Here is a 25,894-nt window from a genome sequence, read left to right as displayed (position 1 = left end):
TGGTCACACCAGCAGACTACGTACACCTAGCTGAGGAAGGTGCCGGTACCCGCCCAATCGAGCACGAACGTGGGCCACAACCCCAGCACCAGGGTCACTACGGCACCCAACGTGATCGCGATCGTGGTGAACGCACCGGGCACGCTGACGGTCGGGCCGTCCGGAGCCGGGTCGCTGAAGTACATCAGCACGATCACCCGCAGGTAGAAGAACGCCGCGACGGCCGAGGCCACCAGGGCGATCACCACGAGCGGCGTCAGGCCGGACTCGATCGCCGCGCTGAACACGACGAACTTGCCGATGAAGCCGGACGTCAGCGGAATGCCGGCCAGCGCCAGCAGCAGGAACGTGAAGACGCCGGCCACGATCGGCGACCGCTTCGCGAGACCCGCCCACTGCGACAGGTGCGTCGCCTCGCCGTCCGAGTTGCGGACCAGCGACACGATGCCGAACGCGGCGATCGTGGTGAAGCCGTACGCCAGCAGGTAGAACATGGTCGCGCTCACACCGGGCGTCTTGCCCTCCGGCGTCAGTGCGATCGTGCCGATCAGCAGGAAGCCCGCGTGCGCCACCGACGAGTACGCGATCATGCGCTTCACGTCGGTCTGCGTGAGACCCAGCACCGCGCCGATCACCATCGACACGACCGCCACGCCCCACAGGACGCCGCGCCACTCCCACTGCGTGTTCTCGAACGCGACCGTGAGCACGCGCAGGATGCCGCCGAACGCGGCCACCTTGGTGCACGCGGCCATGAACGCCGTCACCGGCGTCGGCGCGCCCTGGTACACGTCCGGGGTCCAGGCGTGGAACGGGCCGACCGCGGCCTTGAACAGCAGACCCACCACCAGCAGGCCGAAGCCCGCGAACAGCAGCGTGTCGGAACGGTCCGTGCCGGCGGCCGCGGACGCGATCGCCGAGAGCTTCACCGAACCCGCGTAGCCGTACAGCAGAGCCACGCCGTACAGGAAGAACGCGGAGGCGAACGCACCCAGCAGGAAGTACTTCACGGCCGCTTCCTGCGAGAGCAGGCGACGGCGGCGAGCCAGGCCGCACAGCAGGTACAGCGGCAGCGACAGGACTTCCAGCGCGATGAACATGGTCAGCAGGTCGTTCGACGCGACGAACGTCATCATGCCGCCGAGCGCGAACAGCGTGAGCGGGAAGACCTCGGTCTGCATGCCGGTCTTCGTCGCCTGGGCGCGGTCCTGGACGGTGCCGGGACGGATCGCGGCCTGGGCCACGAACACCCCACCGGGCTCCACCGAGCGGTCGGCGATCAGCAGGATCGACCCGAACGCCAGCACCAGCAACGTGCCCCACAGGAACAACGACGGCGTGTCGACCGCGATCGCGCCCGCCAGCGTCGCCACCCCCTGCTCCGGCCGGTCGGAGGTCGCGTAGAAGATCAATGCTCCGGTCGCCGCGACCAGCGTGACGAGCGACAGCACGAGCTGCACCGCCCACCGCTGGTGCTTGGGCAGCAACGCCTCCAGCAGCACGCTGACGCAGGCCGCGCCGAGCACGATCAGCACCGGCGCGATCGCACCGTAGAGGATCTCCGGCGCCTCGAACTGCTGCGCCTGAGCGACGAGAAGGTTCACGTCACTTGCCTTCCTGCACGGAGACCGGGTCGGTCACGCCGACCTCGGTCAGCGTCGCCCCGACAGTCGGGGTGATGACGTCGAGCACCGGCTGCGGGAAGAACCCGAGGGCCAGCACGATGACAACGAGCGGTGCGAGGACCGCGATCTCGCGCTTGCTGAGGTCGCCGATGGTGGTCTTCTTCTCCGGGTCGCCGACGGCGCCCGGACCGGCGGCCGCACCCAGCAGCGCGTCACCGCGCAGCGGGCCGGTCATGATCCGCTGGTAGAGCCACAGCACGTAGAGTGCCGCGAGCACCATGCCGACCGTCGCGAGGATCGTGTAGACCGGCTGCGTCGGGAACGAGCCGATCAGCACCAGGAACTCGGAGACGAACGAGTTCGTGCCCGGCAGCGACAGCGTGGTCAGACCCGACAGCAGCAGCATGCCGGCGAGCACCGGTGCCACCTTCGACATGCCGCCGTAGTCGGAGATCAGCGACGAACCACCGCGCGCGATCACCATGCCGATCACCAGGATCAGCATGCCGGTCGAGATCGAGTGGTTGAGCATGTACGACACCGAGCCCACACCGGCCTGCGACGTGAACGAGAAGATGCCGAGCGCGATGAAGCCGAAGTGGGCGATCGAGACGTAAGCGAGGAACCGCTTCATGTCCCGCTGGCCCGTGGCGAGCAACGATCCATAGAGGACGCCGGCCACCGCGAGCACGAGCACGAGCGGCGCCAGGTTCTTCGACGCCGTCGGGAACATCGGCAGCAGGTAGCGCAGCATGCCGAACGTGCCGACCTTGTCCAGGATGCCGACGACGATCACCGTGACGCCGATGGGCGCCTCGGCGGCCGCGTCGGGCAGCCAGGTGTGGAACGGCACGAGCGGTGCCTTGATCGCGAACGCCAGGAAGAAGCCGAGGAACAGCCAGGTCTGCGTCGTCGCGTCGGCGTCGCTGACCACCTTCACCAGCGTGGCCCAGTCGAACGTGCCCTTGCCCAGCTCGTCCGACGCCATCGCGTAGGCGCCGATCGCGGAGGCCAGCATGATCAGGCCGCCGAGGAACGAGTACAGGAAGAACTTGACCGCCGCGTACTGCCTGCGCGCGCCGCCGTAGCCGCCGATCAGGAAGTACATCGGGATCAGCATGACCTCGAACAGCACGTAGAACAGGAAGACGTCGGTGGCGGCGAACACCGCGACCGTCACGGCCTCCTGCACCAGGATCAGCGCGAGGTACCCGCCCTGCGAACGACCGGCCGGCAGCTTCTCCGTCCAGCCGGCCCCGATCACCAGCGGGATCAGCAGCGCGATCACCGCGATCATCACCAGCGCGATGCCGTCGATGCCGAACGACAGCCGCACGCCGAACGCCGGGATCCAGTCCACGCCCGCGGCGAGCTGGATGCGGTCGCCGTCCGGCTTGTACGCGGTCCACAGCAGCACGGCGAGCACCAGCTCGACGAGCGAGAACGCCAGTGCGACGAGCTTGGCCTTCTTGTCGTCCTTGCGCAGGAACGCCACCACCAGGGCGCCGACCAGCGGCACCACCAGCAGTGCGATCAGAACCCAGGTCACGAGAACCTCACCACCAGGAGCGCCCCGAGCACGAAGATCGAGCCCAGCAGCATGGACAGTGCGTAGGAGCGGACGAACCCGGTCTGCAGCCTGCGCAACCGGCCGGAGCTACCGCCGAGCAGCGCCGCCATGCCGTTGACGGCACCGTCGACGCCCTTCAGGTCGAGGAACACCAGCGCGCGGGTGAGCCAGGTGCCCGGCCGCGCGAAGAGGGCCTCGTTGAGTGCGTTGCCGTAGAGGTCCGCACGAGCGGCGCGCACCGGGAACGACACCCGCACCGGCCGCTCGACCGGCTGCTTGCCGCGAGCGAAGAGCAGGAACGCGAGACCGGCGCCGACCAGCGCGAGCACGACGGTCAGGATCCCGACCATGCCGTGCGAGACCACGCCGTGCTCTTCCTTGAGCTCGCCCAGCGAGGGCTCCAGCCACCCGGCCAGACGCCCGCCGGAGGAGAGGAACCAGCCGCCACCGATCGAGCCGACCGCCAGGATGATCATCGGGATGGTCATCGACAGCGGGGACTCGTGCGGGTGGTATTCCTTGCCGTCCTCGGACTTCAGGTCCTTCCAGCGGGGCTGGCCCAGGAAGACGAGGATGAGCAGGCGCGTCATGTAGAACGCGGTCAGCGCGGCACCGAGCAGTGCGACGCCACCGAAGACGTACGGCCGCCAGCCCTCCCCGGTGAACGCCGCCGCGATGATGGCGTCCTTCGAGAAGTAGCCCGCGAACGGCGGGATGCCGATCAGCGCGAGGTAGCCGAGCGTCCAGGTGACGAAGGTGACCGGCAGGTACTTGGCCAGGCCGCCCATCCGCCGGATGTTGCCCTCGTCGTTCATGCCGTGCATGACCGAACCGGCACCGAGGAAGAGCCCGGCCTTGAAGAAGCCGTGCGTCAGCAGGTGCATGATGCCCAGCGCGTAACCGACCGGGCCGAGGCCCACCGCGAGGATCATGTAACCGATCTGCGAGACCGTCGAGTACGCCAGGACTTTCTTGAAGTCGTCGTAGGCGCAACCGATGATGCAACCGATCAGCAGCGTGACGCCACCGATGATCATCACGACCAGGCGGCCGTCGGCGCTCAGGTCGTAGATCGGGTTGGAGCGGGCGATCAGGTACACGCCGGCGGTGACCATCGTCGCCGCGTGGATCAGGGCGGACACCGGGGTCGGACCGGCCATGGCGTCCGGCAACCAGGCCTGCAGCGGGAACTGACCCGACTTGCCGCAGGCGCCCAGGAGCAGCAGCAGCGTGATCGCGAGGATCTCCGCGCTGGAGAACTCCTTCACCCGGCTGAAGACCTCGGTGTACTGCGTGGTCCCGAGACGGTTGAACATCAGGAAGATCGCGATCGCGAGACCGAGGTCGCCGACGCGGTTCATCAGGAAGGCCTTCTTGGCCGCCGACGCCGCTTCCGGCTTGTACTGGTACCAGCCGATCAGCAGGTACGAGGCGAGACCGACGCCCTCCCAGCCGAAGTACAGGGTCACGAAACCGTTGCCCAGCACCAGCAGGAGCATGGCCGCCACGAAGAGGTTGAGGTAGGCGAAGAACTTCCGCCTGCCTTCCTCGTGCGCCATGTAGCCGATCGAGTAGATGTGGATCAGCGAGCCCACACCGGTGATCAGCAGCACGAACGTCAGCGACAGCGGGTCGATGCGCAGTCCGAACTCGACGGTCAGCGCGTTGACGTCGACCCAGTTGAACAGGTGCACGTTCTGCACCCGCTCCTCCGGGTTCGAGATGCCGAGCGTCGAGAAGAACAGCGCGAGTCCGTAGCCGAACGCGCCGATGATGGTGGCGCAGCCGAGCAGATGACCCCACTTGTCGGTGCGCTTGCCACCGACCAGCAGCACTGCCGCGCCGAACGCGGGCAGCGCCAACAAAAGCCAGGCGAGACTAGCCAGCCCGCTGGCGGCAACAGGTTCCGTCACCGGTGACCCCTCAGTACTTCAGCAGGTTCGAGTCGTCGACCGAGGCCGAGCGACGCGTGCGGAAGATGGACATGATGATCGCGAGGCCGACGACGACCTCGGCCGCGGCGACGACCATCACGAAGAACGCCATCACCTGACCGTCGAGCGAGCCGTTGATCCGCGCGAACGTCACGAGGCTCAGGTTTACCGCGTTGAGCATGAGCTCGACGCACATGAAGACCACGATCGCGTTGCGCCGCACCAGGACGCCGACGGCGCCGATGCTGAACAGCAGTGCCGACAGCAGCAGGTAGTACGTGGGAGTCACGACTCACTTCCCTTGAGCGCGTGCGAGTCCGGCTGGTGCCCGGTGCCCGCGACCTCGGCGACGTCGTCCGAGAGCACGGACTTGTCGGTCGCCTCGATGACCTCGAACAGCGACTCCTCCGACACGCTGCCGTCGGGCAGCAGCGCCGGGGTGGCCACCGAGTTCGCGGTGGCGAAGACGCCGGGACCGGGGATGGACCCGACCCGCTTGCCGTCCTGGAAGCGCTCCTCGACGAGTTCCTTCTGCGTCTTCTTGGACGGCCGGCCGTCGCGACCCACGAAGGCCAGGATCATCGCGCCGAGGGCGGCGGTGATCAGCAGGGCCGAGGTGAGCTCGAACGCGAACAGGTAGTCCGTGAAGAGCTTCTGGCCGATGTTGCCGACGTTGCCGCCGTTCGTGGTGTTCGCCTCGGCCAGACCCCTGGGCTCGACCGAGGTGAGCGCGCGGCCGACGGAGCCGACCATCAGGACGGCGAACCCGATGCCGAGCAACGCGGCCGCGAGCCGTTGCCCGCGAATGACTTCGACCACGGAGTCCGAACTGTCGCGGCCGACCATCATGAGCACGAACAGGAACAGCATCATGATCGCGCCGGTGTAGACGATGATCTGCACGAAGCCGAGGAACGGCGCCTGCTGGATCATGTACAGCACACCGAGGCTGAGCATCGTCACGACGAGCCAGAGCGCGGAGTGCACGGCGTTGCGCGCGAAGAGCATGCCGAGCGCGCCGGCCAGTGCGAGCGGGCCGAGCACCCAGAACGCGATGGCCTCGCCCGTGGTGACGGTGTCGACCACCTTCTGCACGGGTTCCGGCTGCTGGGCCAGGAAGCTGACGAGGAGGCTCACTGCTGAGCCTCCTTGGCCAGCTGCGGGCCGTTCACGTAGTAGTCCTGCTCGTTGTCGCCCAACCGCATCGGGTGCGGCGGCTGCTCCATGCCGGGCAGCAGCGGAGCGAGCAGGTCCTCCTTCGTGAAGATCAGGTCCTGGCGGTTGTCGTCGGCGAGCTCGTACTCGTTCGTCATCGTGAGCGAACGGGTCGGGCACGCCTCGATGCACAGGCCGCAGCCGATGCAGCGCAGGTAGTTGATCTGGTAGTCGGCGCCGTACCGCTCACCGGGCGAGAAGCGCGCTTCCTCGGTGTTGTCGCCACCTTCGACGAAGATCGCGTCCGCCGGGCAGGCCCACGCGCACAGCTCGCAGCCGACGCACTTCTCCAGCCCGTCCGGGTGCCGGTTCAGCTGGTGACGGCCGTGGAACCGCGGCGCGGTCACCTTCTTGACCTCGGGGTACTCCTCCGTCACCACCTTCTTGAACATGGTGCCGAAGGTGACGCCGAAGCCTTTCAGGGACTCGAACATCCCTACTCAGCCTCCTTACCGGTGGTGACGGCTGCCTTGTCCTTGGGGATGTTGGCGACCTTGACCTTGCGCTTGGGCGCGGCCTTGGGGACAACGAGATCGAGCGGCGGCACCGGGAAGCCGGAGCCGGCGAGCGGAACGCCCTTGGTGTCCTGGACCTTCTTGTCCGGCAGCAGGAACGAGACCAGCAGCACGAGGCCGACGACCACGCCGAGCGCGATGAGCCGCTGCGCCGTGGAGAGCTGCTGGATGGCACCGGTGCGGATGACCGCGACGGCCATGATCCAGACGAGGCTGGTCGGGACCAGCACCTTCCAGCCGAGCTTCATGAACTGGTCGTAGCGCAGGCGAGGAAGCGTGCCGCGCAGCCAGATGAAGATGAACAGGAAGAACAGCGTCTTGCCGATGAACCAGAGCAGGCCCCACCAGCCGGTGTTCATGAACTCGCCGCTCCACGGGGCGCGGTAGCCGCCGAGGAAGAGCGTGGTCGCGAGCGCCGAGACGGTGACCATGTTGACGTACTCGGCGAGGAAGAACAGCGCGAACTTCAGCGAGCTGTACTCCGTGTGGAAACCACCGACCAGCTCCGACTCGGCCTCGGGGAGGTCGAACGGCGCGCGGTTGGTCTCGCCGACCATCGACACCACGTAGATCACGAAGCTGGGGAACAGCAGGATGCCGAACCAGCCGGGGATCGCGCCGCCGAGCACCATGCCCGCCTGGGCGTTGACGATGTCACCGGTCGACATCGAGCCGGTGAACATGATCACCGCGACGATCGACAGGCCCATCGCGATCTCGTAGGAGATCACCTGCGCGGCCGACCGCAGCGCGCCGAGCAGCGGGTACGGCGAGCCGGAAGCCCAGCCGGACAGCACGATGCCGTAGACGCCGAGCGACGAGCAGGCCAGCACCACCAGCACGCCGACCGGGAGGTCGACGAGCTGCAGCGCGGTCTGCTGGCCGAACAGGTTGACCTCGCCCGCGAGCGGGATCACCGAGAACGCGAGGAACGCGGGGATGCAGGAGATCACCGGCGCGAGGAAGAACACCCACTTGTCCGCGAGGACCGGGCGGATGTCCTCCTTGAACGCGAGCTTCAGACCGTCCGCGAGCGACTGCAGCCAGCCGTTCGGGCCGACCCGGTTGGGGCCGGGGCGGTGCTGCATGCGCGCGACGACCTTGCGCTCCCAGTTGATCATGAACAGGGTCATGACCACGAGGAACGCGAAGATCCCGACGACCTTGATCAGCACCAGCCAGATCGGGTCGTCCGCGAGGAGCTTGGCGGTCTCGCCGTTGTCCGCTGCGAGGACGTGCTGGATCATGACTTCCCTCCGCTGACGGAGACGATCGAGCCGTGGCCCGCGCCGAGCGTGGCCCGGACGGTCACGTCACCCGAGTTGGTGGGCAGCCAGATGACGCCCTCGGGCAGGTCGTCGGTCTCGACCGGGAGCGTGATCGCGCCGCGTTCGGTGGAGACCGTCACGTAGCCGCCGGTCTCCAGACCGAACTGCTGTGCGGTGACCTCCGCGACCTTCGCCACGACCGGGCGGGCCGTGCCTGCGAGGTGCGGTTCGTCCACCTGCAGCGAGCCGTTGCCGATCAGGCGGTGCCACGTGGCGAGGACCGCCTTGCCGGCACCGGCCGGGCTCTGCAGCGGCGCGGCGACGTTGAGCGAGGAACCGCTCGGAGCGCCCTCGCCGAGGCGGGCCAGGTCGGCTGCCGAGGCGGCGGGCGTCTGCGTGAACAGGTCCGCGTCCATCTCCACCGCGAGGGTGTCGAGCACGCGGCAGTCCGGCAGCGCGCCGGTGCCTTCCAGCGTCAGGCCGAACTCGCGGCGGCGGCCCTCCCAGTTGAGGTAGCTGCCGGACTTCTCGACCGCGGGGGCGATCGGGAACACGACGTCCGCGTGCGCGGTGACCGCGCTCGGCCGCAGCTCCAGGCTCACGATGAAACCGGCCTGTGCCAACGCCTTCTCGGCCAGCGCCGGGTCCGGCAGGTCGAACGGGTCGACGCCGCCGACCACCAGGCCGGACAGCTGACCGTTCGCGGCGGCCTCGAGGATGCCGGTGGTGTCGCGGCCGGGCGTCGCGGGCAGCGAGCCCTCCTCGACGCCCCAGGTCCGTTCGACCTCGATGCGCGCCGACGCGTTCGCGACGTGGCGGCCACCGGGCAGCAGGTTCGGCGTGGCACCGACCGCGAGCGCACCGCGCTCACCGGCACGACGCGGGATCCACGCGATCTTGGCCCCGGTGCGCTCGGCGAGCCGGGTGACCGCGGTGAACGCGCCGGGGATCTCGGCGGCGCGCTCGCCGACCAGGATCACCGCACCGGGCTTGCTCAGCAGCTCCACGACATCGGAAGCGTGCTCCGCCAACGCGTTCAACGCGTTCGCCTCGGCACCGGGCACGCAGGCGAGCAGCGTGCCGAGGGTCTTCTCGACGGCCGGGGTGGTGAACTGGCCGAGGTGGAAGACCTTGGTCTTGCCGGTGCGAGCGGCCTTGCGCAGGCGCAGGAAGACGATCGGCGCTTCCTCCTCGGGCTCGAAAGCGACCAGCAGCGCGGCCGGCGCCTTCTCGATGCCCTGGAAGGTGACGCCGTTGTCCGGGTTGGTGAACACCGTCGTGCCGGACAGGAACTCCAGCTCCTCGGCGCTGTGCGGCCGGGCGCGGAAGTCGATGTCGTTGGTGTGCAACGCGATCCGGGCGAACTTCGAGTACGCGTAGGCGTCCTCGACGGTCAGCCGGCCACCGGTCAGCACGCCGACGCCGTTCGCGTCCCGCGCCGCCGTCAGACCGGCCGCCGCGACCTGCAGCGCCTCGGTCCACGACGACTCGCGCAGCTCACCGGTCTCCTCGTCACGCACCAAAGGCCGCGTGATGCGGTCGCCGGCCGTGGCGTAGCGGAAGGCGAACCGGCCCTTGTCGCAGATCCACTCCTCGTTGACCTGCGGGTCGTCGCCGGCGAGCTTGCGCTGCACCTTGCCGCGCCGCCAGTCCGTGCGCTCGGCACAACCGGAGGAGCAGTGCTCGCACACGCTCGGCGTCGACACGAGGTCGAACGGCCGGGCGCGGAAGCGGTAGGCGGCGCTCGTCAAAGCACCGACCGGGCAGATCTGGATGGTGTTGCCGGAGAAGTAGCTCTGGAACGGCTTCTCCTGCGCGATGCCGATCTGCTGGTGCGCACCCCGCTCCAGCAGCTCGATGAACGGGTCGCCGGCGATCTGCGCGGAGAACCGGGTGCAGCGCTGGCAGAGCACGCAGCGTTCGCGGTCGAGCAACACCTGCGTGGAGATGTTGATCGGCTTCGGGAACGTCCGCTTGTGCTCGTGGAAGCGGGAGTCGCTGCGGCCGTGGGCGATCGCCTGGTTCTGCAGCGGGCACTCACCGCCCTTGTCGCAGACCGGGCAGTCCAGCGGGTGGTTGATGAGCAGCAGCTCCATCACACCCTGCTGGGCCTTGTCCGCGACCGGCGAGGTCAGCTGGGTCTTCACGACCATGCCGTCCGCGACCGTCATCGTGCAGGAGGCCTGCGGCTTCGGCATCGGCCGGCCGCCCATCTCGACCTCGACGAGGCACTGGCGGCAGGCGCCCGCGGGCTCCAGCAGCGGGTGGTCGCAGAAGCGCGGGATGACCGTGCCGAGGCGCTCGGCCGTGCGGATCAGCAGCTCACCCTTGGGCGCGATGACCTCGACGCCGTCGATGATCAGCTTGACGTGGCCCTCGGGTACGACGACCTCGGCTGCGGTGGGCTTGTCAGGGGCGATGGTCATGCGTTCGCTCCAGCCAGAACCTTGGAGTTCTTGTCGCACAAGGCGAGGAACTCGTCCTTGAAGTACTTGATGCCACTGGTGATCGGGCTGACGGCACCGTCACCGAGCGCGCAGAAGGAACGACCGAGGATGTTGTCGCAGACGTCGAGCAACGTGTCGATGTCGCTCGCCGTGCCGTTGCCCGCAACCATCCGCTGCAGGATCTGCACGAGCCAGTACGTGCCCTCGCGGCACGGCGTGCACTTGCCGCACGACTCGTGCTTGTAGAACTCCGTCCACTTCATGACGGCCCACGGCACGGACACGGTCTCGTTGAAGATCTGCAGAGCCGTCGTGCCGAGCATCGAACCGGCCTCGGCGGCACCCTCGAAGTCCAGCGGCACGTCGAGGTGCTCCGCGGTGAACAGCGGCGTGGACGAACCACCCGGCGTCCAGAACTTCAGCGGGATGCCGTCCTTCATGCCACCGGCCATGTCCAGCAGCTCGCGCAACGTGGTGCCCATCGGCGCCTCGTACTGGCCGGGGTTCGTGACGTGGCCCGACAGCGAGTAGATCTTCGGACCGGGTGAGCGGTCGCGACCCATCTCGCGGAACCAGTCCGACCCGCCGTTGACGATGAACGGCACGGACGCGATCGTCTCGACGTTGTTCACCACGGTCGGCGAGGCGTACAGGCCCGAGGTCGCGGGGAACGGCGGCTTGAGTCGCGGCTGGCCACGACGGCCCTCCAGCGAGTCGAGCAGTGCCGTCTCCTCACCGCAGATGTACGCGCCGGCACCCGCGTGGATCACCACGTCGAGGTCGAAGCCGCTGCCGAGGATGTCCTTGCCCAGGTAGCCCTTGGCGTACGCCTCGCGCACGGCCGCGTTGAGGCGGCGGATGCAGTGCAGGACCTCGCCGCGGACGTAGATCGCCGCGAAGTTCGCGCGGATCGCGTACGACGTGATGATCACGCCCTCGATCAGCGAGTGCGGGTCCGCCATCATCAGCGGGATGTCCTTGCAGGTGCCCGGCTCGCCCTCGTCGGCGTTGATGACGAGGTAGTGCGGCTTGCCGTCGCCCTGCGGGATGAAGCCCCACTTCATGCCGGTGGGGAAGCCAGCGCCGCCGCGGCCGCGCAGCCCGGAGTCCTTGCACTGCTGGATGAGCTGGTCCGGGTGGGCCTTGAGCGCCTTCGGCAGGGCGGTGTAGCCGCCGGTGCGCTCGTAGGTCTCGATCGTCCAGGACCTGGGCTCGGTCCAGCGCGTGGTGAGAACGGGAGTCAGCGGGTCAACCATGGTGTCCCCCTACTTCTTTTCCGGCAGGGCGGGGAACTCGGCGTTGGCCGGCATCTTCGGCGCGTCCCAGCCGCGGTCCTTCGCGATCTGGGCGCCCCGCAGGGTTTCCGGTGCCGCCGACGGTCCGTCGAGGTCCGCGTCGCGACCCTCGAAGAACCCGGCGAGCTGCAGTTCCGCCTGCTTGAAATCGGTGAGCGGGGCGCCGCGCGTGGGGGCGGGCTTCTCCCCCGACTGCAACGCCTTCACGAGTCCCAGCGCCTTGTCGGGCGTCTGGTTGTCGTAGAACTCGTAGTTCACCTGGAGAACCGGGCCGAGGTCGCACGCGGCGAGGCACTCGGCGTGCTCCAGGGTGATCGAGCCCGGCGTGCCCGGCTCGCCCGCGGTCTCCTCGTGGCCCACACCGAGGTGGTCCTTGAGGGTCTTGTAGATGTCGTCGCCGCCGAGAGCCGCGCACAGCGTGTTCGTGCACACGCTGACCAGGTGCTCACCGCACGGGCGGCGCTTGTACATCGTGTAGAACGTCGCGACCGCGCTGACCTCGGCCTCGCTCAGGTCGAGCTGTCCGGCGCAGAACCGGATGCCGTCCTGCGAGACGTAGCCCTCGACCGACTGCACCAGGTGCAGCATCGGCAGCAGCGCGCTGCGGGCCTGCGGGTAGCGGGCGATGATCGCCTGCGCGCGGTCCACAGTGGACTGGTCGAAAGCGGTTTCTTGTGCCTGAGTCATCGGTCGCAACCACCCATCACCGGGTCGATCGAGGCGACGGACGCGATGACGTCGGCGACCATGCCGCCCTCGCACATCGCGGGCATCGACTGGAGGTTGATGAAGCTGGGCTCGCGCAGGTGCACGCGCATCGGGCGGGTGCCGCCGTCGGAGACGACGTGGTAGCCCAGCTCGCCGCGCGGCGACTCGACCGGCACGTACACCTGGCCGGACGGCACCTTGAAGCCCTCGGTCACCAGCTTGAAGTGGTGGATCAGGGACTCCATGGACTGGCCCATGATCTTGCGGACGTGCTCGAGCGAGTTGCCCATGCCGTCGCTGCCGATCGTGAGCTGCGCGGGCCACGCGATCTTGGCGTCGGAGACCATCACCGGACCGGTCGGCAGGGTCTTCACGACCTGCTTGATGATCTTCAGCGACTGGTGCATCTCCTCGAGCCGCAGCAGGTACCGCGCGAAGCAGTCCGCCGCGTTCGAGGTCGGCACGTCGAAGGCGTAGTTCTCGTAGCCGCTGTACGGCTCGATCTTGCGCAGGTCCCAGGCGAGGCCCGCGGAACGCAGGATCGGGCCGGTGATGCCGAGCGCGAGGCACGCGTCGACGGGCAGGTAGCCCACGTCCGCGAGGCGGTTGCGCCAGATCGGCTGGCCGGTGAGCAGCTTGTCGTAGTCCGGGAGCCGCTTCTCCATGATCTTGACGAACGCGTTGATCTTCTCGATCCCGTCCGCCGGCAGGTCCTGCGCGAGGCCACCGGGGCGGATGAACGCGTGGTTCATGCGCAGACCGGTGAGGTGCTCCAGCAGGTGCAGCGCCTCCTCCCGCTCGCGGAAGCCGGAGGTCATGCCGGTGAGGGCACCGAGCTCCATGCCGCCGGTGGCGAGCGCGACGAGGTGCGAGCTGATCCGGTTGATCTCCATCAGCAGCACGCGGATGGCCTGCGCCTTGTCCGGCACCGTGATGCCGAGCAGCTTCTCGACCGACATGCAGTACGCGGCCTCGTGGTGCAGCGGCGCCAGGTAGTCGGTGCGCGTGATGAAGGTGACGCCCTGCACCCAGTTGCGGTACTCGAGGTTCTTCTCGATGCCGGTGTGCAGGTAGCCGATGACGCTGCGGGCGTGCGTGACGGTCTCGCCCTCGAGCTCCAGGACCAGGCGGAGCACGCCGTGCGTCGACGGGTGCTGCGGGCCGAGGTTCATGACGATGCGCTCGTCGTGGACGGCGTCCGCGAGCACCTCGTCCCAGTCGCCGCCGGTGACCGTGTAGACGGTGCCCTCGGTGGTCTTCCGGGAGTCCGCGATTTCCGGAGTCTCGGTGCGGGTGTTGACGTCGTCCGTGCTGTCGCTACCGGTCGCGCTGGTGTTCGTCCCGGTGGTGACGTCGGAAAGCCGCTCGGTCATGAGTAGGACCGCCTCTGGTCCGGCGGAGGAATCTCCGCGCCCTTGTACTCGACCGGAATGCCGCCCAGCGGGTAGTCCTTGCGCTGCGGGTGGCCGTCCCAGTCGTCCGGCATGAGGATGCGGGTCAGTCCGGGGTGACCGTCGTAGATGATCCCGAACATGTCCCAGGTCTCGCGCTCCTGCCAGTCCGCCGTCGGGTAGACCTCGACGAGGCTCGGCACGTGCGGGTTCTCGACGTCGACCGCGACCTCCAGCCGGATGCGGCGGCGGTACGTCATCGACGTCAGGTGCGTGACCGAGTGCAGGCGCTGCGGCACGTCGGCGCCGTAGTCCACCCCGGACACCGAGCTGCAGAGCTCGAAGCGCAGCGACGGGGTGTCGCGGCAGATGCGCGCGACCTCCAGCAACGTCTCCGGCCGAAGGTAGAAGGTGATCTCGCCGCGGTCGACGGTCACCTGCTGCACGGTGTCGGCGGGCAGGCCCTTGTCGCTGATCGCGGCGAACAGCTCGTCGGCGACCTCGTCGAACCAGCCGCCGAACGGGCGCTCGGCGGGCGCGGCGACGTGGGCGGGCAGGCGCAGGCCGCCGAAGCCCGACGTGTCACCGGAACCGGAGACGCCGAAGAGGCCCTTGCGCTCCTTGCCCGCGACGATCGGTGCCTTGGCTTCGGCGCCGTTGGTCTCGAGGCCCTCGACAGCGCGCTGGGCGCTGGAGTGCTCTCCCCCTGGCTCGGTCACTTCTTCCTCGCAAAACGCTCGGAGGACGGGATGAGATCGGTGCGGTGGCCCGAGTCGGCGAGTGCCTTGGCGCGCACGGCGCCCAGCGGCTCGTCCATGATCTTGGCGTGGATCTTGAGGATCGCGTCCATCAGCATCTCCGGCCGCGGCGGGCAGCCCGGCAGGTACATGTCGACGGGCACGACGTGGTCGACGCCCTGCACCACCGCGTAGTTGTTGAACATGCCACCGGTCGACGCGCAGACGCCCATCGCCAGCACCCAGCGGGGCTCGGGCATCTGGTCGTAGATCTGCCGCAGCACCGGCGCCATCTTGTTGGTGACGCGGCCCGCGACGATCATCAGGTCCGCCTGGCGCGGTGACGCGCGGAAGACCTCCATGCCGAAGCGGGCGAGGTCGTAGCGCGGACCACCGGTCGTCATCATCTCGATGGCGCAGCAGGCCAGGCCGAAGGTGGCAGGCCACAGCGAGGACTTGCGGGTCCAGTTGACCAGCTTCTCGACGCTGACCAGCAGGATGCCGTTCGGGAGCTTCTCCTCGAGACCCATGACTTCCTCAGTTCCAGTCGAGGCCGCCGCGACGCCACACGTAGACGTACGCGAAGCCGAGCGTGGCGACGAACAGGACGATCTCCACCAGCCCGAACAGCCCGAGCTTGTCGGCAGCGACGGCGAACGGGTAGAGGAAGACCATTTCGATGTCGAACAAGATGAAGAGCATCGCCGTCAGGTAGTAGGCGACGGGCATGCGCCCACCACCCACGACCGGCTGCGGGCTCGGCTCGATGCCGCACTCGTAGGCGTCGAGCTTCGCCCTGTTGTAGCGGCGGGGTCCGATGTAGGGCGCTGCGGTCACCGAGAACAGTGCGAACGCCCCGGCGAGCGCGAACATCAATACGAGGGGGAGGTAAGGGTCAAGCACGCTCCGTCGTCCTTTCCTCGCGGTCGAGGCGCACCCTATGGGTGTAGTTCTTCGCCCGGTTTGTTAGGCGGACCTAACAAACTGCTTGTGAAACAGTTCACAAGCTTGTTCACACTGTTGTGAACTGATTCACAAGGTCGCCCGCCAGTGTAGAACGCCTGTAAATGACCTGGATCACAGGGTCTGACCTGGGGGTTTAACTTCGTTGGAACATACGAAACGGCACCGGCTCGTATTGAGCCGGTGCCGTCACCTATTCGGAGTAATTTACGCCGTCGGCGCGAGCTTCGTGGCGGCCACGATGAGGCGGTCCATTGCGTCGCCGTCCTTGGGGTCGTAGAGGCCCGCAAGTAGCTTGAGCACGAGTTTCATCAGGCGCTTTCGCGGCATTCCGTACTTCGTTGCGGTCCGCATGACCGCCGGGTTCCCGATGAGCTTCGAGAAGACGTTGCCGAGCCGGTAGTAACTGCCGAGCGCCTGTTCGATCCGCACCGGGTAGCCGTGCAGCGCTCGTTCACGGTTGACGCCGGTCCGCGCGAGGGCCTGGACGACACTTTCGGACGCGATCTTGGCCGACTCCATGGCGTAGCCGATGCCCTCGCCGTTGAACGGGTTGACCATGCCGCCGGCGTCGCCGACGAGCACGAGGCCGTTCTTGTAGTGGGGCTTGCGGTTGAGGCCCATCGGAAGCGCTGCGCCGCCGATGCGGCTCGTCGCGTTCTCCTCGCGGAAACCCCACTCCTCCGGGGTGCCGTCGAGCCAGCTGCGCAGGAGTTGGTGGTAGTCCGTGGTGCCGTAGGCCTTCGACGTGCTGAGGATGCCGAGGCCGACGTTCACGGAGCCGTCGCCCATGCCGAAGATCCAGCCGTAGCCGGGCAGCAGCTGGCCGTCCGGCGCCCACAGCTCCAGGTGCGACTCGAGGTAGTCGTCCTTGGTGCGCGGGCTCGCGTAGTAGCGGCGGACCGCGACGCCCATCGGCTTGCTGTCGTCCTTCTGCAGGCCGGCACTGATGGCGAGCCTCGCTGAGACGCCGTCGCACGCGACCGTGATCGGCGCCCGGTACGTGACCGGGTTCTTCTCCGGTCCCTGCTTGGCCTCGACGCCGACGACCCGGCCGTTCTCGATGATGGCCTTGGTGACCGTGGTGTTCTCGTGCATGCGCGCGCCTGCTTGTTTGGCGGCGTTCGCGAGCATCTCGTCGAAGTCCATGCGCGGCCGGACCACACCGTAGTTCGGGAACGTGGCCAACTCGGGCCAGTCGAGCTCCATCGTGACGCCGCCGCCGACGACCCGCAGCCCCTTGTTGTGGAGCCAGCCGTTCTCCTCGCGGGTGTCGATGCCGAGGTCGATCAGCTGCTTGACGCCGCGCGGGGTCAGGCCGTCGCCGCAGACCTTCTCCCTCGGGAACGAGCTCTTCTCGAGGAGGAGGACGTCGAGGCCCGCCCTGGCGAGGTAGGTCGCCGCGGTCGAGCCCGCCGGTCCCGCCCCCACCACGATGACGTCGGCGTCCTCGTTGATCCCGCGCCTGCTCATCCAGACTCCCTGCGTGTACCGGTCACAGCTTCTGCTCGCGACTCTAACCGGCGTTCGCTGAGGGTCAGGGCGTCGGCTCTTCAGCCTTCGGCTTCGGTTTGGGCTTGGTCGCGCGGTGCAGGGCCACCATGCCGCCGGTCAGGTTGAACCAGGCGACGTCCTCCCAGCCGGCCTTGGAGATCAGCTCGGCGAGCGCGCGCTGGTTCGGCCACGTGGCCATGGACTCGGCCAGGTAGGAGTAGGCGACCGGGTTGCTGGAGACGAACTTCGCGATCAGCGGCAGCAGTTTCAGCAGGTAGCGCATGTAGACGACGCGGAACGGCCGCCACACCGGGGTGGAGACCTCGCAGATCACCATGCGGCCGCCGGGCTTGGTGACGCGGGCCATCTCCTTCAGCGCCAGCACCGTGTCGTTGAAGTTGCGGATGCCGAAGGACACCGTGACGGCGTCGAAGGAGTTGTCCTTGAACGGCAGCCGCAGGGCGTCCGCGGCGACCTTCGGGACGCGGCGGTGGGCGCCGCCCACGAGCATGCCGACGGAGAAGTCGGCGGCGACGCACCAGGCGCCCGACTCGGCGTACTGGACCGTGGAGACCGCGGTGCCGGCGGCGAGGTCGAGGATCTTCTCGCCGGGGCGCGCGTCGAGCACGCGGCGGCTCCACTCCCGCCAACGGCGGTCGAAGCCCAGCGTCATGACCGAGTTCGTGCGGTCGTAGCCCTTGGCCACGCCGTCGAACATCTCGGCGACCTCGCGGGGGTTCTTGTCCAAGCCGGCTCGCGACATGGTCCAGAGCCTAGGTCAGCATCCCTGAGATCATCTTCAGGGCACCTTCAGCGCGGTCAGCATGCCGTCGACCGCGGCCTGCCACGGGTACTCCTCCGCACGGGCACGAGCGGCCTCTCGTGAGCCGCTGGCCAGCAGTCGCCGGGCTGCCACGGCGAACGCGGAAGCATGGTCGTCCACGGCCGCGCCACACGACGGCTGGACGATCTCCTTCAAAGCGCTGCTCTGGCTCACGACGACCGGGGTGCCGCTGGCGAGGGCCTCCAGTGCCGCGAGCCCGAACGTCTCGTGCGGGCCCGGCGCGAGCGACAGGTCGGCCGAGGCGAGCAGCGAGGCGACGTCCAAACGCGACTTCACGAAGCCCAGGAACGTCACCGGCAGGCCGTGCGCGCGCTTCTCCAGGAACGTGCGGCGCGGACCGTCGCCGGCGATCACCAGCCGGGCGGAGTGGCCCTGCTCGTGCAACTCGGCCAACGTGTCGACGGAGCGTTCGACGTGCTTCTCGGGTGAGAGCCGTCCACAGTGGATGAGCAGGTTCTCCTCGCCCTGCAGGAGATCCTTGCGCAGGTCGGCGGAGTGGCGGCTCGGGGTGAACGTGGCCAGGTCGACGCCCAGCGGCACCTGCAGCACGTTGCGGGCGCCGATGCGGTCGAACTCCTCGCGCGCGAACGCCGTCGTGCACACCACCGTGTCGTAGGACGCGGCCATGCGGCCGTTGGCCCAGTCGGCACCGCGCACGGCGGGACCTTCCGGCAGCACGAACTGCAGGAGGCGGTCGAGGCGTTCGTGGGAGATCACGACGTTCGGGATGCCGCGCTCGCTCGCCCACGCGCCCATGCCGCGCAACGTCAGCCGGTCCGAGACCTCCAGCCGATCCGGCTTGAGGTGCTTCATCAGCGCCTTGACCCGCCACGGGTCCACGACGCGGTAGCCGCCGGTGTACGGGATCTTCACGGCCGGCAGCGTGATGCGCCGGACACCACCCGGCAGGACCTCGTCGGCGCGGCGGTCTCCCGGCACGACGAGCACCACCTCGTGGCCCGACTGCACGTAGCCGGTGCCGAGGTGGTGCAGTGCCGTGCGGAGGCCGCCCGACTTCGGTCCGTAGAAGTTGGCTAGCTGAACGATTCTCAAGCGGCCGCCTGGTGAGTTAGTCCGATCACCGCAGCGTAGTGGCCCATCAGCTCGTCGCAGATCGCAGGCCAGGTGCGGGACAGCACCGACTTGCGGGCGGCGAGACCGAAGCGCTTGCGCCGCAGTGGGTCGCGCAGCAGTTCGACGTACCGCGCGATGTCGTCCTGGAACAGGTATCCGGTACGGCCGTGCGAAACGAGGTCGCGCGGGCCGCCGGCGTTCGGCGCGAGCACCGGCAGACCGGTCGCGAGCGCCTCCTGGACGGCCTGGCAGAACGTCTCGTGCGGTCCGGTGTGGATGAAGACGTCGAGCGACGCGTAGGCCTCCGCGAGCGCCTCGCCCGTGCGGAACCCGAGGAACTCCGCGTTCGGCAGGTCGCGTTCGAGCTGGTCGCGGTCGGGTCCATCACCGACGATCCTGAGCTTCACGCCGGGGAGGTCGTGCAGCTCTTTGAGCCGGTGCACCTGCTTCTCGGGTGCGAGGCGGCCGATGTAGCCCACGGTCAGCTCGTCGTTGTGCTTGGTGCGGGGGCGGAAGAGGTCGATGTCCACGCCACGTCCCCACCGGTGCACGCGCGGCACCCCGTGCTGCTCCAGCGCCTCGACCGCCGAGCTGGACGGCGCCAGCGTGCGGTCGGCCAGCGTGTGCAGCCGCTTCGTCCACCGCCACGCCGCCCGTTTGGTCAGCCCGAGGCCGTAGCTCCCGGCGAACCCGGCGACGTCGGTCTGGTAGACCGCGACGGTCGGGACGTCGATCTTGCGCGCGGCTCTCAGCCCGTACGCGCCCAGCACGAACGGCGAGGCGAGGTGCACGACGTCGGGCTGGAAGTCAGCCAACGCGTGCAGCACCTTCGGGGTCGGCACCCCGATCGGCAGGCTCGTCACCATGGGCACGTCGACGGCGGAAACTCTGACGACGGGCGTGCCGTGGTGTTCGTCGGCGCCGGCACCGGGTGCGACCACCATCGCCTGGTGGCCGTTTCGCCGCAGGTGTTCCAGCACACGGAGAACGGAGTTGGTCACCCCGTTCACCTGGGGCAGGAAGCTCTCGGTCACGATCGCTACGCGCACAGAACACACCTTGTAGTGCGGGTGTGAAGTCCGCGTGACGCGAAATTTGACGCGGTCAGAACACCTCACGTCGTGGCCAGGTGATCGTCGACTGGTCATCTACGATTCGGTTGCCGGTCACCCGACGCGGTGAAACTAGGCCAGCATGACCGTCTTGTCGTCCCGTCCCGCGCACCCGGTGGACCCGGGACTGGTGTCAATAGCGCTGGAAGTGGCTGGTCGTCTGGCGAACGACGCCTCGGACGTCATCATGGCCACCGCCGGTCGCGGCGTGCGCCCCGACTCCGACGAGTCACCGTTCGACTGGGTGACCGACACCGACCGCACCCTCGAACGTCACACCAGGCGTGTCCTGACTGCGGAGTTCCCCTCGATTCCGGTCTTTTGTGAGAATTCTGACGTCGACGTTCCCGGCGACTCCGAGTTCCGCTGGGTGGTCGACCCGGTCGACGGCACCGCCAACTACACCGCGGGCATGCCGTGGTGCGCGTACAGCCTGGCGTTGGTGGACCGCTGGGGACCCGTTGTCGGGGTCGTCGCGGACCCTTACCGCTCCCAGATCTACGCCGCAGCGCGAGGCCGCGGCATGCGGGCGAACGGCACGCCGGTGCGGCTCACCGAGCGTCAGGGCGACTCGCTGGTGGTGTGCACCGAGATGACCCGAACGGGTCCGTGGCCTGGAATGGGTGAATTCATCTCGACGGCGGCCATCGCGGGCACCGGAGTCCGCGTTCTCGGCTCCAAGTGCCTGGCCGTGGCGCAGGTGGCCCTTGGTCACGTCGCTGCCGCGGTGTTGCACGGCTATCACGAGTGGGACGTGGCCGGAGCGGTGTCTCTGGCCGTGGAGTCCGGGGCCGTGGTGCTGGACAGACGTGGTGCTGGGGCTCAGCTGCCTGCGGACGGGTTGCTCGTGGCCGCTCCGGACGCCGCCGACGAGGTGCTGGGCTGGTGGCAGTCCGCGCTTCAGGTCGACAGCTGAGGCAGCTGCTTCTCGAGCACTTCGAGGTGGGTGCGCGCCGCGTCCAGCTCCGGGTGGTCGAACATCTGCAACGCGACCCTGCCGACCTCGTTCTCAAAGGCCTTGAAGTCGTGCGCGGCCTTGAGCAGCCGCTGGTAGACCGGGTGCTGCCGGTCGACCGCTCCCAGTGCCCTGCCGAGCTGCGCGATGCCCCTGACGTCGTCGAGCTCTTTCGTCAGCTGCTCGCTGATCCTTTGCAGCCAGTCCTTGGCCGGTGACTTCGGGACTGTCTGGACGGCCGCGGCGACTCGTCTTGTGGACTCGGCGCAACGTTCCACCAGCTCGGACCACATGTCGTAGGGCTGCTGCGGGATCGGTGGGTAGGCGATTCTGGGCATGGCCGGGCGTTGCAGCGAGCGGCGGATGAATCCGATGCCCATGCCGACCAGCCCACCTGGCAGGCCGCCGAAGGTCACGCCGAAGACCATGATCGCCAGCACGGTCACGAACGCTGACGACGGGCGGTCGCTCGGGTACGCCGCGTCGACCAGGGCCGCGAGACCACCGACGAGGACGGTGCCTACTGCGGCTCCCCAGAGCGCTGAGCGGATCACGACCCCCATGCCGGTGATCGTGCCATGTTCACCGGGTGTTCGTCGGGAAACTCAGGCGTCGAAGTCGACCGTCACGCACTCGCTGGTCGGCAGTGCCTGGCAGGTCAGCACGAACCCCGCCGCCACCTCGGACTCGTCGAGCGCGTAGTTGCGGCGCATCTCGACGCTGCCCTCGGTCACCAGCGCCCGGCACGTGCCGCACACCCCGCCCTTGCAGGCGAAGGGCAGATCGGCGCGGACTCGTTGCGCGGCGTCCAGGATCGGCTCGTCGGCGGGCAGCGGCAGGGTGGTCGACTTGCCGTCCAGGATCACCGTCACGGAGGCGGCGGAGTCCACCACGGCCTCGACCCTGCGCGGCGGGGGCGGGGGCTCGTCGACGTAGAAGAGCTCGTGGTGCACGCGGTCGGTAGGTACGCCGCGATCACGCAGTACCGAGGTCGCGTCCTGGACCATCTCGTACGGGCCGCACAGCCACCACTCGTCGATGCCGTCGAACGGGACCACGGTGTCGAACAGGGCCGTGAGCTTCTCGGCGTTCAGGCGGCCAGAGAAGAGCTCGACGTCTCGCGGTTCGCGGGACAGGACGTGGATCAGCTGGAACGTGGCCGGGTAGCGGTCCTTCAGGTCGGCCAGCTCGTCGGCGAACATCACCGTGTTGGTGCTGCGGTTGCCGTACATCAGCGTCACTCGGGCACCGGTCGCCAGCACCGTCGCGGCGATCGACAGGGCCGGGGTGATGCCGGAACCCGCGACGACGAAGCCGTGGTGGGTGCCGACGCCCGACGGCGAGAACTTGCCCAGGGGCGGCAGGACTTCCACGACGTCGCCAGGGGAAACGCGGTCTACCAGCCAGGTGGAGAACAGGCCTTCGTCGACGCGGCGCACGCCGATGCGCGGGGCGGCACCGGCCGGGGCGCAGATCGAGTACGAGCGGCGTTCGTCTCCCTGGCGCAGGGTCAGGTACTGGCCGGCGGCGAAGGCGAAGTCCTCGGAGAGGTCCGCGGGCACGTCGAACGTGACAGCCACGGCGTCGTCGCAAAGGCGGTCGACGCTGGCGACCGTCAGCTTGTGGAAGGCAGCAGCGCGGCGAGCCACTCAGATCTCCTTGACGTGCTCGAAGGGTTCGGAGCAGGCGTTGCAGCGGCGCAGGGCCTTGCAGGCGGTCGAGCCGAACCGCGAGATCTCCGTTGTGTTGAGCGAACCGCACTGCGGGCACGCCACCTGACGAGAGGGAGGCACGAGGTTCAGCGGCACCGGACCTGCGACGGACGGCCCGATGCGGGACGGCGGCGCGATGCCCGCGGCGGCCAGCTTCTCGCGGCCCTCCGCGCTGATCCAGTCCGTGGTCCAGGCCGGGGAGAGCGACAGGCGCACCTCGACCTCGGCATATCCCGCGCCGACGAGAGACCGGCGCAAATCCGCGCCCATCTCGTCGATCGCGGGGCAGCCCGAGTAGGTCGGGGTGATGGTGACGACGACGCGACCGTCCTCCTCGGACACCTCGCGCAGCACGCCGAGGTCGGCCAGCGTGAGGACCGGGAGCTCCGGGTCCCGCACGGCCGACGCGACCTCCAGTGCCGTCGTCACCAGACCGCTCCCGGCAGCGAGCGGTGCAGGTGCTGCATCTCGGCGAGCAGGTAGCCCATGGCCTCGGTGTGCACGCCGTCGCGGCCGGCCATGCCCGCGACTCGAGCCGCGCGAGTGTCGGCGGGACGCGTCAGACCGGCAGCGGACAGCACCGCCTCCAGCACACCGTCCACTTCGGACCGCAGTGAGGCCGGATCAACGGCGACGCCGGCCAGGCGGGCTTCGACCGCGTGCGTGGCGAACAGCTCGTCCACGAACGGCCAGACGCGCTCCAGACCCGCCTGCATGCGGCGATGCGACTCGTCGGTGCCGTCACCGAGCCGGACGGTCCACTGCGCGGCGTGGTCGCGGTGGTACGCCAGCTCCTTCAGGCCCTTCGCGGCCACGGCGGCGAGCACCGGGTCCGCGGAACCCCTCAAACGAGAAAAGAGAGCCAGCCGCCACGACGAGAACACCAGCAGGCGCGCGATGGTCGTGCCGAAGTCACCGCCGGGACCGGGACCGCAGTCGATCTCGGCCAGGTGCACGTTGCGGAACTCTCGTTCGTCGCGCAGGTACGCCAGCGCGTCCTCGTCGCGGTCGAGCACCTCGCCGGCACGCGTCAGCAGCATGCGCGCCTGGCCCAGCAGGTCCAGGGCGATGTTGGCCAACGCGATGTCTTCTTCGAGCTCAGGAGCGCGCGAGCACCACTCCGACAGCCGCTGCGAGAAGATCAACGCGTCGTCGCCGAGCATCAGGCAGTACTTCGCCAGATCTGCCTTGTCGACCCCGGCCGGGAACTCGCGGTTCACGCCGACCAGGGCGTCGGAGAAGCCGGTGCCGAAAGCCCAGTGCGAGTCCTCGTGGCCCAGCAACGACTCGTAAGCATTGTCGAAGCTCATAGGTGCGGCACGTCCTCGGGAATCGAGTAGAACGTCGGGTGCCGGTAGACCTTGTCCCCGGCCGGCGCGAAGAACGGGTCCTTCTCGTCCGGCGAGGAGGCCGTGATCGCGGCCGCGGGCACCACCCAGATCGACACGCCCTCGTTGCGGCGCGTGTAGACGTCACGGGCGTTGCGCAGCGCCATCTCCGCGTCCGGCGCGTGCAGCGAACCGACGTGCACGTGGTTCAGGCCGCGCTTGCCCCGCACGAACACTTCCCACAGCGGCCAAGACGTGCTCACGCGGCACCTTCCTTCGCAACAGCCTGCTTCTGGGCATGTGCCGCGGCTGCTTCACGCACCCAGGAACCGTCCTCGTGCGCCTTGCGGCGGTGGGCGATGCGCTGCTCGTTGCAGACGCCGCCACCCTTGACGACCTGCCAGAACTCGTCCCAGTCCGGCGTGCCGAAGTCGTACTGCCCGCGCTCTTCGTTCCACTTGAGCAGCGGGTCCGGGAACGTCACGCCGAGGGCCTCGGCCTGCGGCATGCTCATGTTCACGAACTTCTGCCGCAGCTCGTCGTTGGTGTCGCGTTTGATCCGCCACGCCATCGACTGCTCGGTGTTCGTCGACTCGGAGTCCGGCGGGCCGAACATCATCAGCGCCGGCCACCACCAGCGGTTCACCGAGTCCTGCACCATGTCGCGCTGCTGCTGGGTGCCGCGCATCATCGTCATGAGCAACTCGTAGCCCTGACGCTGGTGGAACGACTCCTCCTTGCAGATGCGGATCATGGCGCGCGCGTACGGCCCGTAGGACGTGCGGCACAACGGCACCTGGTTGCAGATCGCGGCGCCGTCGACGAGCCAGCCGATCACACCGACGTCGGCGAACGTCAGCGTCGGGTAGTTGAAGATCGAGGAGTACTTCTGGCGGCCCTCGATGAGCTTGGTCGTCAGGTCCTCGCGGTCGGCGCCGAGCGTCTCGGTCGCCGAGTACAGATACAGGCCGTGCCCGGCCTCGTCCTGCACCTTCGCCAGCAGGATCGCCTTGCGCCGCAGCGAGGGCGCGCGCGAGATCCAGTTGCCCTCCGGCTGCATCCCGATGATCTCGGAGTGCGCGTGCTGGGCGATCTGCCTGATCAGGGTCTTGCGGTAGCCGTCGGGCATCCAGTCGCGCGGCTCGATGCGCGAGTCGGCCTGCACCGTGCGCTCGAAGCGCAGCTCCAGGTCATCCGCCATGCCCCGATGTTACACCTGAGTGCCGAATCTGCGTAGAACTGTCACAACCAAGCCTATGACGACCCAGACGGCCACCAGGAACGTTCCGACGGGCAGCAAGCTGAGCACCGCCGATCGGCCGGCGACGCGCGTCAGCTCTGGGTTCGCCTGGTCGTACTCGACCCGCACGTTGTCGCCGACGTTGAGCCCCGCCGGGTACAGCACGCCCTGCGACGGGATGATCACGCGGCCGTCCGGTGTGGCATAGCGCACAACGGTCCGGTTGAAGGCCACGGAGTCGACCTGCGCGACCGCCTGCCCGAGGCGCCGCTCGATGGCCATGTCGTCACGCCAGCAGGCGAGCGGCAGCAGCACGCACATCAGCGTCACCACCCCGCCGACCACGAGCAACACGCGACTCACCACACGGCGGACACGCACACCTAGCGCCGGCCTGGTCACTGCGTCGTCCACCACAACTGAGAAGTCTAGAGCCGGGCGGGTGCCGCGCTTTCAGGTTGAGGTCC

26 protein-coding genes are annotated in these 25,894 nt (G+C 68.4%); 1 reads left to right on the top strand and 25 read right to left on the bottom strand.

Going from position 1 to position 25,894, the window contains the following annotated elements; genetic code table 11:
• Positions 1-26: 26 nt before the first annotated feature.
• The 18 genes from nuoN to UK23_RS02620 all read right to left on the bottom strand — a co-directional run bounded on the left by nuoN (position 27) and on the right by UK23_RS02620 (position 20,129).
• The gene (gene nuoN, locus UK23_RS02705; protein ID WP_045309726.1) at positions 27-1,604 is read right to left on the bottom strand and encodes an NADH-quinone oxidoreductase subunit NuoN; all 1,578 of its coding nucleotides are present in this window, start codon (positions 1,602-1,604) and stop codon (positions 27-29) included.
• A gap of 1 nt (position 1,605) precedes the next feature.
• A complete protein-coding gene (locus UK23_RS02700) occupies positions 1,606-3,174 on the bottom strand; it encodes an NADH-quinone oxidoreductase subunit M (protein WP_045309725.1) in 1,569 nt (522 codons plus the stop codon).
• Positions 3,171-5,081: an NADH-quinone oxidoreductase subunit L gene (gene nuoL, locus UK23_RS02695; protein WP_045309789.1), complete on the bottom strand. Its 1,911-nt coding sequence runs from the start codon at positions 5,079-5,081 to the stop codon at positions 3,171-3,173. Before nuoL ends, UK23_RS02700 begins: the two co-directional genes overlap by 4 nt.
• A 37-nt stretch (positions 5,082-5,118) precedes the next feature.
• Entirely contained in the window at positions 5,119-5,418 is a 300-nt protein-coding gene (nuoK, locus tag UK23_RS02690; RefSeq protein ID WP_030473209.1) for an NADH-quinone oxidoreductase subunit NuoK, read from the bottom strand.
• Positions 5,415-6,266, bottom strand: coding sequence for an NADH-quinone oxidoreductase subunit J (locus UK23_RS02685; RefSeq protein ID WP_082114361.1), 852 nt, complete (start codon positions 6,264-6,266; stop codon positions 5,415-5,417). Before UK23_RS02685 ends, nuoK begins: the two co-directional genes overlap by 4 nt.
• Positions 6,263-6,778, bottom strand: coding sequence for an NADH-quinone oxidoreductase subunit NuoI (gene nuoI / locus UK23_RS02680; RefSeq protein WP_045309724.1), 516 nt, complete (start codon positions 6,776-6,778; stop codon positions 6,263-6,265). Before nuoI ends, UK23_RS02685 begins: the two co-directional genes overlap by 4 nt.
• 2 nt (positions 6,779-6,780) lie before the next feature.
• Positions 6,781-8,106 carry an NADH-quinone oxidoreductase subunit NuoH gene (gene nuoH, locus UK23_RS02675; protein WP_045309723.1) on the bottom strand — a complete coding sequence of 442 codons (1,326 nt, stop codon included), beginning with the start codon at positions 8,104-8,106 and terminating at the stop codon, positions 6,781-6,783.
• Complete coding sequence (locus tag UK23_RS02670; RefSeq protein ID WP_045309722.1) at positions 8,103-10,553, bottom strand: NADH-quinone oxidoreductase subunit G; 2,451 nt, start codon at positions 10,551-10,553, stop codon at positions 8,103-8,105. Before UK23_RS02670 ends, nuoH begins: the two co-directional genes overlap by 4 nt.
• Complete coding sequence (nuoF, locus tag UK23_RS02665; protein WP_045309721.1) at positions 10,550-11,830, bottom strand: NADH-quinone oxidoreductase subunit NuoF; 1,281 nt, start codon at positions 11,828-11,830, stop codon at positions 10,550-10,552. The genes UK23_RS02670 and nuoF overlap by 4 nt, the downstream gene beginning before the upstream one ends.
• A 9-nt stretch (positions 11,831-11,839) precedes the next feature.
• Entirely contained in the window at positions 11,840-12,556 is a 717-nt protein-coding gene (nuoE, locus tag UK23_RS02660; protein WP_045309720.1) for an NADH-quinone oxidoreductase subunit NuoE, read from the bottom strand.
• The gene (locus tag UK23_RS02655; protein WP_045309719.1) at positions 12,553-13,950 is read right to left on the bottom strand and encodes an NADH-quinone oxidoreductase subunit D; all 1,398 of its coding nucleotides are present in this window, start codon (positions 13,948-13,950) and stop codon (positions 12,553-12,555) included. The genes nuoE and UK23_RS02655 overlap by 4 nt, the downstream gene beginning before the upstream one ends.
• Positions 13,947-14,687: an NADH-quinone oxidoreductase subunit C gene (locus UK23_RS02650; RefSeq protein WP_045309718.1), complete on the bottom strand. Its 741-nt coding sequence runs from the start codon at positions 14,685-14,687 to the stop codon at positions 13,947-13,949. Before UK23_RS02650 ends, UK23_RS02655 begins: the two co-directional genes overlap by 4 nt.
• Positions 14,684-15,235, bottom strand: a complete 552-nt coding sequence (locus UK23_RS02645; protein ID WP_045309717.1) for a NuoB/complex I 20 kDa subunit family protein — start codon at positions 15,233-15,235, stop codon at positions 14,684-14,686. The genes UK23_RS02650 and UK23_RS02645 overlap by 4 nt, the downstream gene beginning before the upstream one ends.
• A gap of 7 nt (positions 15,236-15,242) precedes the next feature.
• Positions 15,243-15,608: an NADH-quinone oxidoreductase subunit A gene (locus UK23_RS02640; RefSeq protein WP_045309716.1), complete on the bottom strand. Its 366-nt coding sequence runs from the start codon at positions 15,606-15,608 to the stop codon at positions 15,243-15,245.
• Between the two features lie 267 nt (positions 15,609-15,875).
• Positions 15,876-17,141 (bottom strand): geranylgeranyl reductase family protein, encoded by a 1,266-nt coding sequence (locus UK23_RS02635; RefSeq protein WP_045309715.1) that lies wholly within the window; start codon positions 17,139-17,141, stop codon positions 15,876-15,878.
• A 64-nt stretch (positions 17,142-17,205) separates the two neighbouring features.
• Positions 17,206-17,925 carry a demethylmenaquinone methyltransferase gene (locus UK23_RS02630; protein WP_045309714.1) on the bottom strand — a complete coding sequence of 240 codons (720 nt, stop codon included), beginning with the start codon at positions 17,923-17,925 and terminating at the stop codon, positions 17,206-17,208.
• Between the two features lie 36 nt (positions 17,926-17,961).
• Positions 17,962-19,059 carry a glycosyltransferase gene (locus UK23_RS02625; protein WP_045309713.1) on the bottom strand — a complete coding sequence of 366 codons (1,098 nt, stop codon included), beginning with the start codon at positions 19,057-19,059 and terminating at the stop codon, positions 17,962-17,964.
• The gene (locus UK23_RS02620; protein ID WP_196777587.1) at positions 19,056-20,129 is read right to left on the bottom strand and encodes a glycosyltransferase family 4 protein; all 1,074 of its coding nucleotides are present in this window, start codon (positions 20,127-20,129) and stop codon (positions 19,056-19,058) included. Before UK23_RS02620 ends, UK23_RS02625 begins: the two co-directional genes overlap by 4 nt.
• Positions 20,130-20,274: 145 nt before the next feature.
• Between UK23_RS02620 and UK23_RS02615 the strand changes: the two genes are divergently transcribed.
• On the top strand, positions 20,275-21,108 hold the full coding sequence (locus UK23_RS02615) for an inositol monophosphatase family protein (protein ID WP_045309711.1): 834 nt from the start codon (positions 20,275-20,277) through the stop codon (positions 21,106-21,108).
• On the opposite strand, the gene UK23_RS02610 is transcribed toward UK23_RS02615, so the two are convergent.
• The 7 genes from UK23_RS02610 to UK23_RS02580 are packed head-to-tail and all read right to left on the bottom strand — an operon-like array spanning position 21,093 to position 25,781.
• On the bottom strand, positions 21,093-21,710 hold the full coding sequence (locus UK23_RS02610) for a hypothetical protein (RefSeq protein ID WP_045309710.1): 618 nt from the start codon (positions 21,708-21,710) through the stop codon (positions 21,093-21,095). The two genes, UK23_RS02615 and UK23_RS02610, sit on opposite strands and share 16 nt — an antisense overlap.
• 42 nt (positions 21,711-21,752) lie before the next feature.
• Positions 21,753-22,796: a 1,2-phenylacetyl-CoA epoxidase subunit PaaE gene (paaE, locus tag UK23_RS02605; RefSeq protein ID WP_045309709.1), complete on the bottom strand. Its 1,044-nt coding sequence runs from the start codon at positions 22,794-22,796 to the stop codon at positions 21,753-21,755.
• Complete coding sequence (gene paaD, locus UK23_RS02600) at positions 22,797-23,288, bottom strand: 1,2-phenylacetyl-CoA epoxidase subunit PaaD (RefSeq protein WP_045309708.1); 492 nt, start codon at positions 23,286-23,288, stop codon at positions 22,797-22,799.
• Entirely contained in the window at positions 23,285-24,169 is an 885-nt protein-coding gene (paaC, locus tag UK23_RS02595) for a 1,2-phenylacetyl-CoA epoxidase subunit PaaC (RefSeq protein ID WP_045309707.1), read from the bottom strand. Before paaC ends, paaD begins: the two co-directional genes overlap by 4 nt.
• Positions 24,166-24,450: a 1,2-phenylacetyl-CoA epoxidase subunit PaaB gene (gene paaB / locus UK23_RS02590; protein WP_045309706.1), complete on the bottom strand. Its 285-nt coding sequence runs from the start codon at positions 24,448-24,450 to the stop codon at positions 24,166-24,168. The genes paaC and paaB overlap by 4 nt, the downstream gene beginning before the upstream one ends.
• The gene (gene paaA, locus UK23_RS02585; protein ID WP_045309705.1) at positions 24,447-25,388 is read right to left on the bottom strand and encodes a 1,2-phenylacetyl-CoA epoxidase subunit PaaA; all 942 of its coding nucleotides are present in this window, start codon (positions 25,386-25,388) and stop codon (positions 24,447-24,449) included. The genes paaB and paaA overlap by 4 nt, the downstream gene beginning before the upstream one ends.
• A gap of 9 nt (positions 25,389-25,397) precedes the next feature.
• Entirely contained in the window at positions 25,398-25,781 is a 384-nt protein-coding gene (locus tag UK23_RS02580; RefSeq protein ID WP_330769813.1) for a DUF3592 domain-containing protein, read from the bottom strand.
• Between the last annotated feature and the right edge of the window lie 113 nt (positions 25,782-25,894).

Source organism: Lentzea aerocolonigenes (genome assembly GCF_000955955.1).
In the GTDB taxonomy this organism is placed as follows: domain Bacteria; phylum Actinomycetota; class Actinomycetes; order Mycobacteriales; family Pseudonocardiaceae; genus Lentzea; species Lentzea aerocolonigenes_A.
This window is presented reverse-complemented; position numbering and strand designations above follow the sequence as displayed.

Coding starts and splice junctions, on each gene's coding strand:
- UK23_RS02615 (WP_045309711.1), top strand. CDS start 20,275: ATGACCGTCTTGTCGTCCCGTCCCGCGCACCCGGTGGACCCGGGACTG.
- paaC (WP_045309707.1), bottom strand. CDS start 24,169: ATGAGCTTCGACAATGCTTACGAGTCGTTGCTGGGCCACGAGGACTCG.
- UK23_RS02635 (WP_045309715.1), bottom strand. CDS start 17,141: ATGAGCAGGCGCGGGATCAACGAGGACGCCGACGTCATCGTGGTGGGG.
- UK23_RS02610 (WP_045309710.1), bottom strand. CDS start 21,710: ATGGGGGTCGTGATCCGCTCAGCGCTCTGGGGAGCCGCAGTAGGCACC.
- UK23_RS02655 (WP_045309719.1), bottom strand. CDS start 13,950: ATGACCGAGCGGCTTTCCGACGTCACCACCGGGACGAACACCAGCGCG.
- paaA (WP_045309705.1), bottom strand. CDS start 25,388: ATGGCGGATGACCTGGAGCTGCGCTTCGAGCGCACGGTGCAGGCCGAC.
- nuoI (WP_045309724.1), bottom strand. CDS start 6,778: ATGTTCGAGTCCCTGAAAGGCTTCGGCGTCACCTTCGGCACCATGTTC.
- UK23_RS02670 (WP_045309722.1), bottom strand. CDS start 10,553: ATGACCATCGCCCCTGACAAGCCCACCGCAGCCGAGGTCGTCGTACCC.
- nuoF (WP_045309721.1), bottom strand. CDS start 11,830: ATGGTTGACCCGCTGACTCCCGTTCTCACCACGCGCTGGACCGAGCCC.
- UK23_RS02645 (WP_045309717.1), bottom strand. CDS start 15,235: ATGGGTCTCGAGGAGAAGCTCCCGAACGGCATCCTGCTGGTCAGCGTC.
- nuoE (WP_045309720.1), bottom strand. CDS start 12,556: ATGACTCAGGCACAAGAAACCGCTTTCGACCAGTCCACTGTGGACCGC.
- UK23_RS02630 (WP_045309714.1), bottom strand. CDS start 17,925: ATGTCGCGAGCCGGCTTGGACAAGAACCCCCGCGAGGTCGCCGAGATG.
- nuoH (WP_045309723.1), bottom strand. CDS start 8,106: ATGATCCAGCACGTCCTCGCAGCGGACAACGGCGAGACCGCCAAGCTC.